Origin of the sequence: Neorhizobium tomejilense (genome assembly GCF_964254135.1) — a bacterium.
GTDB classification, from domain to species: Bacteria; Pseudomonadota; Alphaproteobacteria; order Rhizobiales; family Rhizobiaceae; genus Neorhizobium; species Neorhizobium tomejilense.
On record NZ_CAXUSO020000001.1, the window covers coordinates 2909194 to 2923701 of the forward strand.

Genomic DNA, 14508 nt, shown 5'->3' on the forward strand with positions numbered 1-14508 from the left:
TGAAATGACACTTGCCTGATCTGGGATCAGAGCTTGCCGCTGCGCTGCTGGATCATCATGAAGGTGTCGTAGGTATATTCCGACAGCTGCATCCAGAGATAGGCTTCCTTCTTGAAGGCGACCTGATCTTCGTAGATCTTCTTGAACGTCTCGTTCGAAGCCGAAATTTCCTTGTAGACCTCAAGAGATGCCTTGTAGCAGGCTTCGAGGATTTCCTGGCTGAACGGGCGAAGGGTGGTGCCCTGCGAGACGATCTGCTTGATCGCCGTCGGGTTCTTCGTGTCGTATTTCGCCATCATGCTGGTATTGGCAAACGCGCAGGCGTCGGTCAGTGCCGCCTGGTAACTCTTCGGCAGGGCGTTCCACTTGTCCAAATTCATAAAGGCGTGGATGACCGGGCCACCTTCCCAGAAGGCCGGATAGTAGTAGTATTTGGTCACCTTGTAGAAGCCGAGCTTGTGGTCGTCATAGGGGCCGACCCATTCCGCCGCATCGATCGTGCCTTTTTCCAGCGCCGGATAGATGTCGCCGCCAGGTATCTGCTGCGGCACGACACCGAGCTTCTCGACCACCCGGCCGGCAAGCCCGGCGATGCGCATCTTGACGCCCTTGAAATCGTCTACAGTGTTGATTTCCTTCCGGAACCAACCACCCATCTGGGCGCCCGTATTACCCGCGGGAAGCCCGTAGACATTGTGCTTGGCGTAAAATTCGTTCAGGAACTTGTTGCCGTTGCCTTCGTAGAACCATGCATTGCTCAGTCGTGCGTTGAGGCCGAAAGGAATTGCCGTGCCGATGGCAAACGTTGGGTCCTTGCCTACGAAATAGTAGGAGCAAGTATGACACATTTCGACCGTCGCGTTACTGACGGCATCCAAAGCCTGACCGGCCGGCACGACTTCACCGGCCGCAAACGGCTGAATGGTGAAATTGCCGTCGGTTGCTGCGGCGACATGCTTGGCGATGTCTTCCGCGCCGCCATAGATGGTGTCCAGCGACTTCGGAAATGAAGACGTCAGACGCCAGGTGATTTTCGGGCTCGACTGCGCGATGGCCGGTGCGGCGAGCACCGTAGCGGCAGCTGCGCCGGCGCCGGTGACGGCGGCCTTTTTAAAGAATGAACGACGATCCATGAAATACCTCCCAGTAAGACAAACCGGAGGGATTATCCGTTCCCACTCCCCCGATCCTGCGGCGAGGTAAACATTTTGGCCTATGGGTTGCAAGCGCCGGAGCTAATATTCCTTAATGCGGGAACGCCTTTTGTCCTTAGACTTTCGTAGCGCCCCTCCCAAACTGGATTCACAAGATATTTCAAAGCGCCAATGCTTATTCTTTGGGCAGCGCCTTCCTCCGAAGCGGCCCTCGATCTTGACTTGAAGCGCGGTGCCGCGGCACAACGAAAAGAGACGCGATAGCGAGCCTCGTTGGAGAGCCTGATGCCGAAACCGATCGTCGCCCTGCCTGCTGATATCCGCCAACTGGATGGAGCGATCTGGCATGCCTCGCCGAACCAGTATGTCCAGGCGGCATTGAAGGTGGCGGATGTGATGACCTTCATCATTCCGGCTTTCGAAGAAGGCAACGAGACCGACGCCATCCTCGATCGGGTCGATGGCGTGCTGGTTTCCGGTTCGGCGACCAATGTTCACCCGTCGCTCTATGGCAAGCAAGCGAGCGACGGCGACGGCCCCTTCGACCCGGCCCGTGACGCGACCTCCCTGCCGCTCATCCGCCGGGCGATCGACCGCGGCATTCCGCTGCTCGCCATCTGCCGCGGCATCCAGGAACTGAACGTGGCACTGGGCGGAACGCTGGTGAGCGAAATCCAGGACCAGCCGGGCATCTGGGACCACCGTAAACCCGATGTGAAGGAGCGCGACAGCATGTATGCGATCCGCCAGCCGGTCTTCATTCAGGAAGGCTCCTGCATCGCCAACCATCTCGGGCTGACAGGCGAAGTCCAGGTGAACTCGCTGCACCGCCAGGCGATCGCCGAAACCGCTCCCAGGCTGAAGGTCGAAGCGACGGCCGAAGACGGCACGATCGAGGCGGTTTCGGTCATCGACGCGAAAAACTTCGCCGTCGGGGTGCAATGGCACCCGGAATACTGGGCGGAAACCGATGCGCCGTCACGGGCGCTGTTCCAAGCCTTCGGCGAGGCTGTCCGCGCCTATGCGGCCCGCAAGACGCTGACCAACGTGGCGGCCTGACGCGACTAGTGTGTTGAACATCAGGCCCTCGGCCGGTGCACGCCGGTCGATTGGCGGATGCGCATTTCCGGCTTGATCAGATGGATGCCGTCCGGCTCGTGACTGCCGGCGAGGCGGTCGAGCAGGGCGCGCGCCGCAAGCCGGCCGACTTCTGTCTGGCCGTTCCACACGGTCGTCAGCGCCGGTGTCGCGATCGAAGCTTCCTCGAGATCGTCGTAACCGGTGACGGAGATGTCATGGCCGGGCATCAGCCCGGCGCGGGCAATGCCGTTCATCAGGCCGATCGCCACCAGATCGTTCCAGCAGACGGCGGCTGTCGGCTTCTGCGGCAGGGAGAGGAAATGCACAGCCGCCTCGAACCCGCCCTGCTTCGAACGCGGACCGGGGAGGCGAAGGTTCGGATCGACCTCGATGCCCGCCTTGCGCAGCGCGTTGACATAACCCTGATAGCGGTCTCGGCCGGTCGACGTCTGGTCCGTGCCGCCGATCATGGCGATCACCCGATGACCGAGGCCGATCAGATGGTTGGTGGCAAGCGAAATGCCGTAGCTGTCGTCGCCGCGATAGGTCGGCAGTTCGACACCTTCCATCGAACGGGCAACGAGGATGGCCGGCATGCCGTTCTCTTCTGCAAGCCTCATATCCTCGATCGGCGTGCCGATCGCCGGCGACATGATCACCCCGTCACCGCCGAGCTGCAGCAGCGTTTCGATGAAGGTGCGCTGTTTCTCGACCGAATCGTAATGGTTGGAAAGGATGAAGGTATGGCGGCTGCGATCGAGCTCGCTTTCGATCGCTTTGAGGATTTCCCCGTAGAACGGGTTCATGATGTCGTGCACCACGACGCCAATAATGCCGGAACGCGAGGTACGCAGGCTGGCAGCCCGGCGGTTGTAGATATAACCGAGCACTCTTGCCTGTTCCTTGATTTTTTCCCGGGTATCGGCCGCCACGAGCGGGCTGTCGCGCAGCGCAAGCGATATCGTGGCAGTTGAAAGACCAAGGCTCTCGCCAATCGTCGACAACTTGATCTTTTGCGCCATTTCCCCCACCCGCAATGGCCGGCATCGCTATCCGATGCTCGAATTAAACTTTAAATAAACAATTTAATTCCGTGCGACAATCCTGTGACCGCGAAAATCTGGAGGGAAATCAACCTCTGTCGTCCGAGGGCTCGGACTGGAGATTCTGCTCGATGGTTTTGAGGAGCTTGAGGAGAGTGCGGATCTCCTTGTCGGAGAGGCCTTTTGCAGCGATCGAACCGCACTCGGAGACCGAGCGGCCGATCTGTTCGACGGTCTGCAATCCGGCTTCCGTCAGATGCACCTTCGTAAGGCGCCCGTCGGTGCCGTCGGCGCGGCGTTCCAGAAACCCCTGGGCTTCCATGCGGCCGATCGTGCGGGTCATGGTCGGAGCCTTGACGCCGAGCCGTATGGCGAGCTGGCCGGGGGTCATGCCGTCTTCTTCGGCAAGAATCAGGATGACGCCGTCCTGGCCGGCATAAAGCCCGCTTTCACCGAGGCTGCGGCTGAGCGCTGTGCGCATGGAGCGGGCGGCCTGGGTGATCGCCGGCGCAAGGTCGGTGGCCGAAAGGCCTTCCAGTTCCTTCTTCTTGCCGGACTTGGCTTTTTTGTCGCCCTTCTTCTTGCTCATTCGCTCCGCCCGTTTTGCCCTAAAGAAGTAGCCGTTATATCTGTGGCGCGCTATCCATATCGAAACCGGGAAACCACCGCCAGATGTCGCACCCTTCGCCACGCTATCATGACAATGATACGACACTTGCGTCCACAGAAAGGCGAAACTGGGTCGCCGTCCTGCCGCTCGGCGCCCATGAGCAGCACGGACCGCACCTGCCGTTCGAGACCGACACGCTGATCGCCGAGGGCCTCGTCGCCCGCTTGATCCCTGCCCTGCCTGCCCACCTGCCGGTCACGTTCCTGCCTACGGAGCCCGTCGGTTATTCGATAGAACATATGGATGTCGCCGGTACGAAGACACTTGCCTTCGACGAAGCCGTTTACCGCTGGCTCGGCATTGCCGGCGATCTTCACGCCAAGGGCATCCACAAGCTGGTGCTGCTCAACGCCCATGGCGGCAATTCGCCGCTCATGACCATCGTCGCGACCGAGGCGCGGGTGCGGTTTGGCATGCTGGTCGTCGCCACAAGCTGGACCCGCTTCGGCCAGCCCGCCGGCTGGATCGCCCCGGAGGACAAGGCGGTCGACATCCACGGCGGAGACATCGAGACTTCAATCATGCTGGCGCTCAATCCGGACCGGGTCGATATGGCCAGGGCCGAAAACTTCCTGTCCCGCCAATCGGACTTTTCCCGCGATTTCAAACATCTGCGCGCCTACGGCCCGCACGCCTTCGGCTGGAAGATGTCCGACCTCAACCACAAAGGCGTCGCCGGCAACGCGGCCGCGGCAACGGCGGAACGGGGGGAGCTGCTGGTCGCGCATGCTGTGAAGGGGATTATCGAGTTGCTGGGGGATGTGGCGCGGTTTGATGCACAAGACTTTAAGTAGTGGAATAAACCGGAGTGCTTGTTTATCATCGCGCCGCACCGCATATTTCTGACGAGATTCAGCAAAAAGAGGAAATCCGATGCGTATTTCCATTGCGGAAGCAGAAGGCAAACTCAGAGAGCTTGTGAACCTCGTCGAACAAGGGGAAGAAGTCGTCTTAACTAATGATGGGGCGCCCTCAGTTCGCTTGCAGCCGGTTATACATTCGGTCGGCACCCAATCGGAGACGGAAGCGGTCGCGGCGGAATTACGGAAGCCATTACTTCTGGCAGCAGAAGGAAAACCTCTGAGCCCTGCTGAAAAGACGAAGATCTTGCGGGAAATTCGCGAAATGGCGGAGCGCAGAAACTTGCCGTCAGATACTGATGCTGCGCGAAGTCAAGACTTTCTCTACGACGAGCATGGCCTGCCTAAATGATCGTGCTGGACACCTCGGCCATTATCGCGATCATCACAGGTGAAGCGATGGCCGAGCGATGCGCCGGCGTTATCGCAGCCGAATCGTCAATCATCATGTCTGCCGGAACCCTCACCGAGGCACTTATCGTTGCAACACGCCGAAAACTTCTGATCGAAGTCAGAAGCCTGATATCAATCTCAGTAACGCAGATCGTCGATGTAACACGAGAACGTGCCGCCTTTGCGGCCGCCGCTTACGCTCTGTTCGGCAAAGGCTTTCACAAGGCTTCGCTCAATTTCGGCGATTGCTTCGCTTATGCGACAGCGAAGGAATTCGACTGTCCGCTTCTCTATGTTGGTGACGATTTCGCCAGAACGGACGTGGTTTCCGCAATCGTTTCGCCGTCGGCGTGAGCAACAAGATCACTTGGCGTCAGCTGCAATTCCGATGTGATCTTATAACATACAAACCCTTTGAACTCGTCCCGGCTTGCCCTTATATGAGACGAACAAAGCTTCCGCGCCGATCGGGCGCTCTCAAGTCCTCGAGGTTTCCATGACCGAAACAGCCCCCGTCAAGCCCGTTCCCGTCACCGTGCTCACCGGTTATCTCGGCGCCGGCAAGACGACGCTCCTCAACCGCATTCTCTCCGAAAGCCATGGCAAGAAATACGCGGTCATCGTCAACGAGTTCGGTGAGATCGGCATCGACAACGACCTGATCGTCGAGTCGGACGAAGAAATCTACGAAATGAACAACGGCTGCGTCTGCTGCACGGTACGCGGCGACCTGATCCGCGTCGTCGAGGGCCTGATGCGCCGCCCGGGCCGCTTCGACGGCATCATCGTCGAGACCACCGGGCTTGCCGATCCGGTGCCGGTCGCCCAGACCTTCTTCATGGACGACGACGTGCGCGCCAAGACCGAGCTCGATGCGGTCGTGGCACTTGTCGATGCCAAGCACCTGCCGCTGCGCCTGAAGGACAGCCGCGAGGCTGAAGACCAGATCGCCTTTGCCGACGTCGTCGTCATCAACAAGACCGACCTCGTTTCGCCGGAAGAACTGGCGATCATCGAAGATGTCGTCCGCGCCATCAACCCGACAGCCCGTGTCTACAAGACCACTCGTTCCGGCGTCGATCTCGCCCGCGTGCTCGACCAGGGCGCTTTCAACCTGGAACGCGCGCTCGAAAACGACCCGCACTTCCTCGATCAGGGCCATGACGACCATGTCTGCGGCCCCGATTGCGACCATGACCATGGGCACGACCACCATCATCATGATCACGACCATGACCACCATGCGCATGACCACGATCACGATCATCACGGCCATGATCACCACCATCATCACCACGGCGAGATGTCGCCGATCCATGACGTGACCGTGAAGTCGATCTCGCTGCGCGGCGGCGAGATGAACCCGGAACGGTTCTTCCCCTGGATCCAGAAGATCACCCAGACGGATGGCCCGAGCATCCTGCGCCTGAAGGGCATCATCGCCTTCAAGGGCGACGAGGAACGTTATGTCGTGCAGGGCGTCCACATGATCGTCGAGGGCGACCACCAGCGGCCGTGGAAGGATGGCGAAAAGCGCGAATCGCGCCTCGTCTTCATCGGCCGCGATCTCGATGTCGACAAGATCGAGAAGAGCTTCAGGGCTTGTGAGGTAGCGGCATGACGCCGAAAAGTGTGAAGCGGTTTTCGGACCACGTCATGCTCAGGAGCAATGCTGCCTGATGCCGACTGTTGCACCGCTTGATCTCGAAGGCCATGTCGTCGCCGCGCATTTCCTCGGCGACGTTCCATTCTTCGCCACCGCCGCCGGCACGATCCACCGTCTGGATGGCGGCGAGAAAGTCACGGAGGCCCATCAGGGTCTGCTGACCTGCATCCGCGATCCCTTCAGCGCCACGCTGCTGACCGGCGGCGAGGACGGCAAGGTGATGCGTATCGGCAGCAATGGCGAGGCGACCCTGATCGCCGAAGCGCCCCGCAAATGGATCAGCGTTATCGCCGGCGGCCCGCAGAATGCGGTCGCCTATGCGCATGGCAAGTCGAGCTTCGTGAAGCAGAGCGACGGTACGCTGAAGGAATTTCCCGAAGAGCGCAGCGTCGAAGGCCTCGCCTTCGCCGGCAAGGGCCTTAGGATCGCGGCTGCCCGTTACAACGGCGTTTCGTTGCACTGGGTCGGCACCAATGCGCCGCCGGTCGATCTCGAATGGAAGGGCGCCCATAACGCCGTCACCTTCTCCCCCGACGGGCGTTTCCTGGTGACGACCATGCAGGAAAACGCCCTGCATGGCTGGAAGCTCGACGGCAAGCCGGGCGAAAACCGTCACATGCGGATGACCGGTTATCCGGGCAAGGTGAAATCTCTCTCCTGGTCGCCGAAGGGCAAATGGCTTGCCTCGTCGGGCGCCCCGGCGGCGATCGTCTGGCCGTTTTCGGCAAAGGACGGGCCGATGGGCAAGGCGCCGCAGGAACTCGGCACCCGCGCCAATATCATGGTCACCTCGGTGGCCTTCCATCCGGCCGAGGAAGTGCTCGCCATCGGTTTCATCGACGGCATGATCCTTGGCGTCAGGCTCGCCGACGCAAAGGAAGCTTTGCTGCGCCGGCCCGGCAAGGGCGGCATTACCGGATTGAGCTGGAGCGCCAGCGGCAAGCTCGTCGCCTTCGCGTCCGATGCCGGCGACTGCGGCGTCATCGATATTGCAGCCTGAAATCTCGCAGCACGAATAACCGCGGCGGAGAAATCTCCGCCGCGGCCTGGTCCATGCGGGATGGGCAGGCAGCGTGTATGAAGTGGTATGGGTGTCAGGCCGTGCTGCCTGTCCGATCGCTCCGGTTTTTTCCGAAAGGCGGGTAACGGATGGTCTGGATCCGAAACTTGAACCTTTCGACGGTCGGCGCTCTGACGGCGCCTTCCTTGCCTTTACGACCATCACCGGACGCCGGATGCTCTCCGTGGGATGCGACCCGGTTCGCGACCCGGCCCCTGCCCTGTGACGCGACCACTATACCCGCGCCGGCGCAGGCGGGGATGCCGCGGAATTCTTTCGACGGAAAAATGCTTCAAACGAAAAGGGAATTTCCGTTCGCCCCGGCGAAAGCGTCCCCGCCTTCACGCCGCTTGGCGGCCTTCCTCGAACGTATCGATACCGTCGCGGCCGTTGCGCTTGCGGGCATAAAGCGCCAGGTCGGCCCGCTGCAGCAGGGTTTCGAGGTCGCCAGGACCGCATATCTCGGTCGCCACGCCGATGCTGAGTGTCGGCTGCACGACAAGGCCCTCCATTTCGGCGAGGGAAGCGGCAAAGGCGGCGCGGATCTTCTGGGCCGTCTCGACTGCCTTTTCGACCGGGCATCCTTTGAGGACGATCACAAACTCGTCGCCGCCCTGCCGAGCGAAGAGATCGTGGCTGCGCAGGTGCGGGGATGCCGAGGAGGCGAACCGCCGCAACACCTCGTCGCCAACCCCATGACCATGCGTGTCGTTGAGCTGCTTGAAACGGTCGACATCGATCAGCATCAGGGCGACCGGCCCCGGCTCGAGACCAACATAGGAGCGCATCAGGCCGCCGCGGTTGAGCACGCCGGTCAGGGCGTCGCGATCCGCTAGGTAGGTGAGCTTGTTTCCCGCCCGTTCGGCCGCCATCAGATTGATGACGATGCTTCGCAGTGCCAGGAAGGGCGCCGCCCAGAGCCCCAGCCAGGCATCAGCACCGTTGCCGGCGGCAAACAGGCCGCCCTCTCCGATCCAGCCCGTCACCGCCAGAAGGGCGCGCGCTGCAAAGATGGCGGCAGTCGGCAGGTAGATCGCCGCGACCAGCCATGCCGACCGCAGCCTCTCCTGCCGTGCGAGGCGAATACCCTCCAGCATCACCAGGAGGTCGCCGAGGGCGCAGACGAGCGAGAAGATGGCGATGCGCGGCGCAGTACTGGCATCGTCCCGCCATAAGAGGATCAGCGGCGCCGAAAGAACGGCGAGAATCAGCCAACTAAGGCCCCAGCGAGCCGGACGACCGCCGAAAAGCCGGACGGAGACGATCAACAACAGATAGCCGACCAGGATCAGGTTGTTGCCGATCAGGACCGAGACGACATCCGGGAACACGTTCCGCAGGCCGATGCTGAACAGGCCGGCTCCGATGACGATGCCGCTGGCGCTCCACCAGAACAGCCAGCGTTCAAACCGGCCGCTGGAATAGGCGATCATCTGGACGATGCCCAGGACCGAGCAGGTCATAGCCGAGACGATATAAATCGTCCGCAGATCCAGCATGAAACACCCCCAATGGCGACGCGGGGCATGCTAGCGTCAGGCGGTTACGATTTGGTGTGCCCGGTCATTCAAGTTTATACAAACTGGCTTCAAACGATGCGGACAGCTCCGATGATTTCGGCGAGCAGGTTGTGCAGGTCGTCGCGATAACCGCTGCGGGCCGAGGGGCCGCTTTCGTCTGACGTCATCACCACGGTGAGGCCGAGCGACGGCACGATATAGAGCATCTGCCCGCCATAACCCCAGCCGAACTTGACCTCCTCGCCGCCGATATTGCGCAGGAACCAGCCGTATCCGTAACCGTCGCCGGAAAAGCGCGAATTGGTGCGCGGCGTCCAGGACTGGTCGATCCAGTCCTTCGAGACGACCTGGCGGCCGTCCTTCGTCTTGCCGCCGTTGCGGTAGAGTTCCCCGAACGCCAGAAGCGAGCGGGCGGTCATCGCCATCTGGTTGCCGCCGAGATAGATGCCCTGACGGTCGCGTTCCCAGGAGCCGATCCGGAACCCGTCGACCGGATCCAGCCATTCCCGCGCCAGCGCCAGCGTCGACTTCCCGCCCACCTTGGTGAGGACCGCCGAAAGCAGGTGACTGGAGGCGGTCGAATAGAGCATCGAACCGCCGGGATCGTCGTCGAACGGCTGGGCGAGTGCGAACCGCACCCAGTTGCGGCTCGCGATCCAGCGGCCATAGTTCGGCCCGGACAACCTTCCGAGCCCCGCCTGCATCGAGAGAAGATTGCCGACGGTGATCGTGTGGATGCGCGGGTCCGGATCGGCCGGCAGGTCGGCCTTCAGGATCGGCGCGATCTTCTGGTCCGGACCTTCGAGCAGCCGGCGGTCGATGGCGATGCCTGTCAAAGCCGAGATGATCGATTTCGAGGCTGACTTGATGTTGGTGGAGGCGTCCAGCGAATGACCGTTGAACGCCCGCTCGGCCAGCATCTCGCCACTACGGGCGACCAGAACGACCTTCAAGGGCTCCAGCTCCGCCGCACCGCCGAGCACGGTATCGAGCGTCACGGGCGGCTGCGGCACGGGTGGGAGGGGAGCGTCCTGCGCAAGGCTGCGGGCCGCAATCAGAGCGAATGGCAGGGACAGGAGGGTTGCGCGGCGTGTGATCATGCCGCGAAGCTAGGACGGCCAGGCGGCCGAGACTATGGCGGAAAGGGTGGATTCACGCAGAGATGATGGAGTGTGAAGCTACTTCCTCCGCGCATGGACAACCGAATACGCGGCTTGCCCCTCACCCCGCCTCCGCTTCGCTCGGCGCACCCTCTCCCCGCAAGCGGGGCGAGGGAAACCGCGACGTCGCGGCATATGTCCTTCTCCCCGTCCTGACGGGGAGAAGGTGCCGGCAGGCGGATGAGGGGCAGACCGCATATGCGAGGCCCCGTTCCGATTCCTCCAGCAACGAATACCTTCAAGGATCATCCACGGTGGAGCAAAAACGGAAAGCAGTGTATTGGACCATCCCGACCGTCTTCATCGTTGCGTAGCCGATTCCCTCACTGGACCGGACCCGCAGCGCCGGGACAGCCGTTTATACGATCGGATACGACATGGCCAAGGCACCCAAGACCGAACATTCCGAACTCGCCGGCGAATTCACCGACGACGGCATTACCGTGCTGGTCGATATCTACCGCCCTGCCGGCACCCAGGGCGACTGGACGCTCGAAGTCATCACCGAAGAGGATGACGTCACCACCTGGGAAGAGCCGTTTCCGACCGACCGCGAAGCCTTCGACGAGTTCCTGGCGACCGTCGAGCGCGACGGCATCCGCTCCTTCTTCGGCGAACCCGAACCCAATCCTGCGGTGCATTGATGAAGAATGTCGAAGACCTGACCACATCCGCCAAGACCATGCACGACCGTTATGCCTCGGGGCGCATGGACCGGGAAATCGTTCGCCAGTGGGTCATGGGTCTGAGCATGTATCCGGAGCCCTATGGCCGGCATATCCAGGAAGCGGCCGCGTGGTTCAAGCCTTCGCGCGACGACCTGGATCCTGTCGAACTAAAGATCGCCGACCTTGCCAAGCTGCAGGCGATCTACCGGCCGTAGGACACCTCAAAGCCCGGCTTCGGCGAACACCTTGACGATCCAGTCGAGGAAAACGCGCACCCGCGGCGAAAGCTGGCGGTTCTGCGGATAAAGCGCCGAAAGCAGTGTCGGCGGCGGCGGGAAATCGGCCAGCACTTCGACGAGCACGCCCTCGTCGATATCCCGCTGCAGGCGATAACGCGGCGCCTGCATCAGCCCGAAGCCGCGGCGGGCGAGATCGACCATCGTGTCGGAATTGTTGACCGTCAGCCGGCTTGGAAGGGTGACGTAGCGCACCTCCTCCCCGACCATGAATTCGAGCGGCATGATCTGGCCGGTGCGCGACGAGAGGAAGCCGATGGCGAGATGCCCTTCCAGCGCATCGGGTGATTTCGGCATGCCATGCTTCTCGACATAGGCGCGGCTGGCGCAGGTGATCTCGGTGATGGTTCCGAGCCTGCGCATGATCAGCCCGCTGTCGTCGATCTCGCCTGCCCGGATGACGCAGTCCACACCTTCGCGAACGAGATCCACCAGCCGGTCTCCCTGGCCGATCTGCAGTTCCAGGAGCGGATAGCGGTCGAGGAATTCATGAAGGCGCGGCAAGAGGAAGGTGCGGGTCAGGAACCCGTGCGCGTCGACACGCAGCAGGCCGCGCGGCTGCGCGTCGCGAAAGATGTTCTCCGCCTCGTCCACCTCCGCGAGGATCGCGAGGCAACGCTCGTAGAAGGCCCGGCCGTCGAGCGTCGGGGTGACGTAGCGCGTCGTCCGCTCCAGAAGTCGCGTGCCGATCCCCTCCTCGAGCTGTTTGACCGCTTCGGTGACGGTCGAACGGGCAAGGCCTAGATCCGCGGCCGCAGCGGAAAAACTGCGCCGTTCGACGATCCGGACAAAGAGCTGCATGCGGTCGAGGCGATCCATGGCCTTGTTCACCACAGGCGAATTCTGATGTCAATTCGCCGCCAATTGTTCTTAAGCCGTGTCAGCAATATCTCCTGCCCACCAACCAAGGAGAGATCCCATGACCACCAACGGACAACGCGTCGCGATCGTCACAGGCGCTTCAAAAGGTATCGGCAGAGCCATTGCGCTCCGCCTCGCTGAAGACGGCATCGCCGTCGTCGTCAACTATGCGACCAGCCGGCAGGCCGCCGACGAGGTCGTTGCACAGATCGAAGCGGGCGGCGGCAAGGCGGTCGCGGTGCAGGCGGATGTCGGCAGCCCGACCGCTGCCGCAACCCTGTTCGACGCCGCCGAACAAAGCTTCGGCGGTGCCGACATCCTCGTCAACAATGCCGGCGTGATGCGGCTTGCACCGCTCGCCGAGATGGACGACGAGACTTTCGAATTCCAGCTTGCCACGAACCTGATGGGCACGTTCCGCGGCATCCGCGAAGCAGGCAAGCGGCTGCGCGACGGCGGCCGCATCATCAATTTCTCGTCGAGCGTCGTCGGCGTCTACGGACCGGCCTATGGCGGTTATGCCGCCACCAAGGCGGCCGTCGAAGCGATGACCCACGTTGCCTCCAAGGAACTCGGCCGGCGCGGGATCACCGTCAACGCAGTCGCGCCAGGCCCTGTCGAAACCGAGATGTTCATGACCGGCAAGTCCGACGAACTGGTCCGGAACATCGTCAAGACAATCCCGCTCAGCCGCCTCGGTCAGCCGCAGGAGATCGCCACCGTCGTCTCCTTCCTCGCAGGCCCGGACGGTGGCTGGGTCAACGGCCAGGTGCTGCGCGCCAATGGCGGCATGATCTGAAACACCAAAACCAAAGGATAGAACGATGCCATTCGTGAACATCAAGACGCCCGAAGCCGCGCTCAGCAAGGCCCAGAAGCAAGAGATCGTCCACCGCACCACCGAGATGCTGGTCGAATACCTGAGCGAGGCCGCACGGCCTCACACCATGGTGCTGATCGAAGAGGTCAAGGACGGCGGATACGGCCGTGCCGACGAGATCTACATCACCCCGGATGCCTATCGGGCCAAGGACAGCGACTGAGAAACGCAATTCACCGCGAAACTAAAAAACAAAGGCCGGCGCCACCTGTCTGGCGCCGGCCCCGTCCCCCACCGGTCTTTTTGTTTTTCTAGAAGTGGTAGGTGACGCCTGCCCCGATCAACCAGGGATTGATTTTCGCCTTGCCGCTCAGCGGCCCGAGTACGTCGTGGTCGGCTTTCCATTTGGTTTCGAGAAAAATCTTCTTCACGTCGAAGTTCACGCCCCAGTGCTGGTCGATCATGTAATCGAAACCGACCTGCAGGGCCGCGCCGACATTGTTCTCGACGTCCAGATTGTGGAAGCCAGGCTTTTCGGACTGGTTGTAGAAGAGCGAATAATTGACGCCGGCACCGACATAGGGCTTAAAGGCGCCGAAATCGGTGAAGTGGTATTGCAGCGTCAGCGTCGGCGGCAGAAGCCAGGCGCGGCCGACCGGCACGCCGACGGCACCGTCTTCCCTGATATTTGCATAGGTCGTCCCGAGGACCAGTTCGGCCGCAATATTGTCGGTGAAGAAGTAGCTGATATCGAGTTCGGGGATGACCGAGTCGGAAAAGGAGAGGTCCGAACCCGGCACGCCGTTGACCGAACCGCGGTTCTCAGTGATGACGCCCAAGCCGCGCACGCGGATCCGCCAGGGGCTCGATGCCGCCACGGGTTCCTCCGCCGGAGGGGCAACGGAAACGGGCGTCAGATCCGCCGCCGCTGCCCCGAATGCGAAAAAAGCCGCACCCGCGCCCGCGATCCATCTCAGATGCCGTGCCCCGCTCGTGTCCATGTAAGCTCTCCTGCTTGCGTTTTGATCTTGCAGGGAAAGGCTTAGGCGCGGGCAGCGAGAGCCGGATTGATCCGGATCAACCGCTGCCGGCGGATGCGCGGCGGCGGCCCGAAACGGAGAATTTGTCGCACGAAAAACCCCGCCTCCCCGCGGGCGCTCCAACAGGAACGCTCCACCGGAGAGGCGGGGTCTGAGCAGATCGTCGGGGCGCGAGGCCTTGAGTGCTGAATGCCTTGGGCCGAAAACTCGACCTTTG

The 14508-nt window shown here is 61.7% G+C and carries 17 protein-coding genes; 10 read left to right on the forward strand and 7 right to left on the reverse strand.

Features of this window, described 5'->3' with window-relative positions; genetic code table 11:
• Positions 1 to 26 precede the first annotated feature (26 nt).
• Entirely contained in the window at positions 27 to 1133 is a 1107-nt protein-coding gene (locus tag ACSQ3G_RS14800) for a TRAP transporter substrate-binding protein (RefSeq protein WP_105400132.1), read from the reverse strand.
• A gap of 306 nt (positions 1134 to 1439) precedes the next feature.
• On the opposite strand from ACSQ3G_RS14800, the gene ACSQ3G_RS14805 reads away from it, so the two are divergent.
• Entirely contained in the window at positions 1440 to 2213 is a 774-nt protein-coding gene (locus tag ACSQ3G_RS14805; RefSeq protein ID WP_436110565.1) for a gamma-glutamyl-gamma-aminobutyrate hydrolase family protein, read from the forward strand.
• Positions 2214 to 2233: 20 nt separating this feature from the next.
• Here ACSQ3G_RS14805 and ACSQ3G_RS14810 read toward each other — a convergent pair whose 3' ends face one another.
• Entirely contained in the window at positions 2234 to 3256 is a 1023-nt protein-coding gene (locus ACSQ3G_RS14810; protein ID WP_436110566.1) for a LacI family DNA-binding transcriptional regulator, read from the reverse strand.
• Positions 3257 to 3365: 109 nt separating this feature from the next.
• A complete protein-coding gene (locus ACSQ3G_RS14815) occupies positions 3366 to 3866 on the reverse strand; it encodes a MarR family winged helix-turn-helix transcriptional regulator (protein ID WP_046668276.1) in 501 nt (166 codons plus the stop codon).
• Positions 3867 to 3949: 83 nt separating this feature from the next.
• Here ACSQ3G_RS14815 and ACSQ3G_RS14820 point away from each other — a divergent pair, with 83 nt between their 5' ends.
• From ACSQ3G_RS14820 to ACSQ3G_RS14840, 5 genes are all read left to right on the forward strand, one after another.
• Positions 3950 to 4741, forward strand: a complete 792-nt coding sequence (locus tag ACSQ3G_RS14820; RefSeq protein WP_436110567.1) for a creatininase family protein — start codon at positions 3950 to 3952, stop codon at positions 4739 to 4741.
• Between the two features lie 79 nt (positions 4742 to 4820).
• Positions 4821 to 5159 (forward strand): type II toxin-antitoxin system Phd/YefM family antitoxin, encoded by a 339-nt coding sequence (locus tag ACSQ3G_RS14825; RefSeq protein WP_436110568.1) that lies wholly within the window; start codon positions 4821 to 4823, stop codon positions 5157 to 5159.
• Positions 5156 to 5554 (forward strand): type II toxin-antitoxin system VapC family toxin, encoded by a 399-nt coding sequence (locus ACSQ3G_RS14830; protein WP_436110569.1) that lies wholly within the window; start codon positions 5156 to 5158, stop codon positions 5552 to 5554. Before ACSQ3G_RS14825 ends, ACSQ3G_RS14830 begins: the two co-directional genes overlap by 4 nt.
• A 142-nt stretch (positions 5555 to 5696) precedes the next feature.
• Positions 5697 to 6821 (forward strand): CobW family GTP-binding protein, encoded by a 1125-nt coding sequence (locus tag ACSQ3G_RS14835; RefSeq protein ID WP_436110570.1) that lies wholly within the window; start codon positions 5697 to 5699, stop codon positions 6819 to 6821.
• A gap of 58 nt (positions 6822 to 6879) precedes the next feature.
• Complete coding sequence (locus ACSQ3G_RS14840; protein ID WP_436110571.1) at positions 6880 to 7866, forward strand: WD40 repeat domain-containing protein; 987 nt, start codon at positions 6880 to 6882, stop codon at positions 7864 to 7866.
• Between the two features lie 401 nt (positions 7867 to 8267).
• On the opposite strand, the gene ACSQ3G_RS14845 is transcribed toward ACSQ3G_RS14840, so the two are convergent.
• Complete coding sequence (locus ACSQ3G_RS14845) at positions 8268 to 9425, reverse strand: GGDEF domain-containing protein (RefSeq protein ID WP_436110572.1); 1158 nt, start codon at positions 9423 to 9425, stop codon at positions 8268 to 8270.
• An 89-nt stretch (positions 9426 to 9514) separates the two neighbouring features.
• Complete coding sequence (locus ACSQ3G_RS14850) at positions 9515 to 10546, reverse strand: serine hydrolase domain-containing protein (RefSeq protein ID WP_436110573.1); 1032 nt, start codon at positions 10544 to 10546, stop codon at positions 9515 to 9517.
• Positions 10547 to 10983: 437 nt separating this feature from the next.
• Between ACSQ3G_RS14850 and ACSQ3G_RS14855 the strand changes: the two genes are divergently transcribed.
• A complete protein-coding gene (locus tag ACSQ3G_RS14855) occupies positions 10984 to 11250 on the forward strand; it encodes a hypothetical protein (protein ID WP_037077316.1) in 267 nt (88 codons plus the stop codon).
• Positions 11250 to 11489: a hypothetical protein gene (locus tag ACSQ3G_RS14860; protein WP_105427479.1), complete on the forward strand. Its 240-nt coding sequence runs from the start codon at positions 11250 to 11252 to the stop codon at positions 11487 to 11489. The genes ACSQ3G_RS14855 and ACSQ3G_RS14860 overlap by 1 nt, the downstream gene beginning before the upstream one ends.
• 6 nt (positions 11490 to 11495) lie before the next feature.
• Here the strand turns inward: ACSQ3G_RS14860 and ACSQ3G_RS14865 are convergent, their stop codons facing one another.
• Entirely contained in the window at positions 11496 to 12389 is an 894-nt protein-coding gene (locus ACSQ3G_RS14865; protein ID WP_436110574.1) for a LysR family transcriptional regulator, read from the reverse strand.
• Between the two features lie 100 nt (positions 12390 to 12489).
• Here ACSQ3G_RS14865 and ACSQ3G_RS14870 point away from each other — a divergent pair, with 100 nt between their 5' ends.
• A complete protein-coding gene (locus ACSQ3G_RS14870) occupies positions 12490 to 13230 on the forward strand; it encodes an SDR family oxidoreductase (RefSeq protein ID WP_105400123.1) in 741 nt (246 codons plus the stop codon).
• A 25-nt stretch (positions 13231 to 13255) separates the two neighbouring features.
• Positions 13256 to 13474 carry a tautomerase family protein gene (locus ACSQ3G_RS14875; protein WP_247135870.1) on the forward strand — a complete coding sequence of 73 codons (219 nt, stop codon included), beginning with the start codon at positions 13256 to 13258 and terminating at the stop codon, positions 13472 to 13474.
• A gap of 88 nt (positions 13475 to 13562) precedes the next feature.
• Here ACSQ3G_RS14875 and ACSQ3G_RS14880 read toward each other — a convergent pair whose 3' ends face one another.
• Positions 13563 to 14252 carry an OmpW/AlkL family protein gene (locus ACSQ3G_RS14880; RefSeq protein ID WP_436110575.1) on the reverse strand — a complete coding sequence of 230 codons (690 nt, stop codon included), beginning with the start codon at positions 14250 to 14252 and terminating at the stop codon, positions 13563 to 13565.
• Positions 14253 to 14508 lie beyond the last annotated feature (256 nt).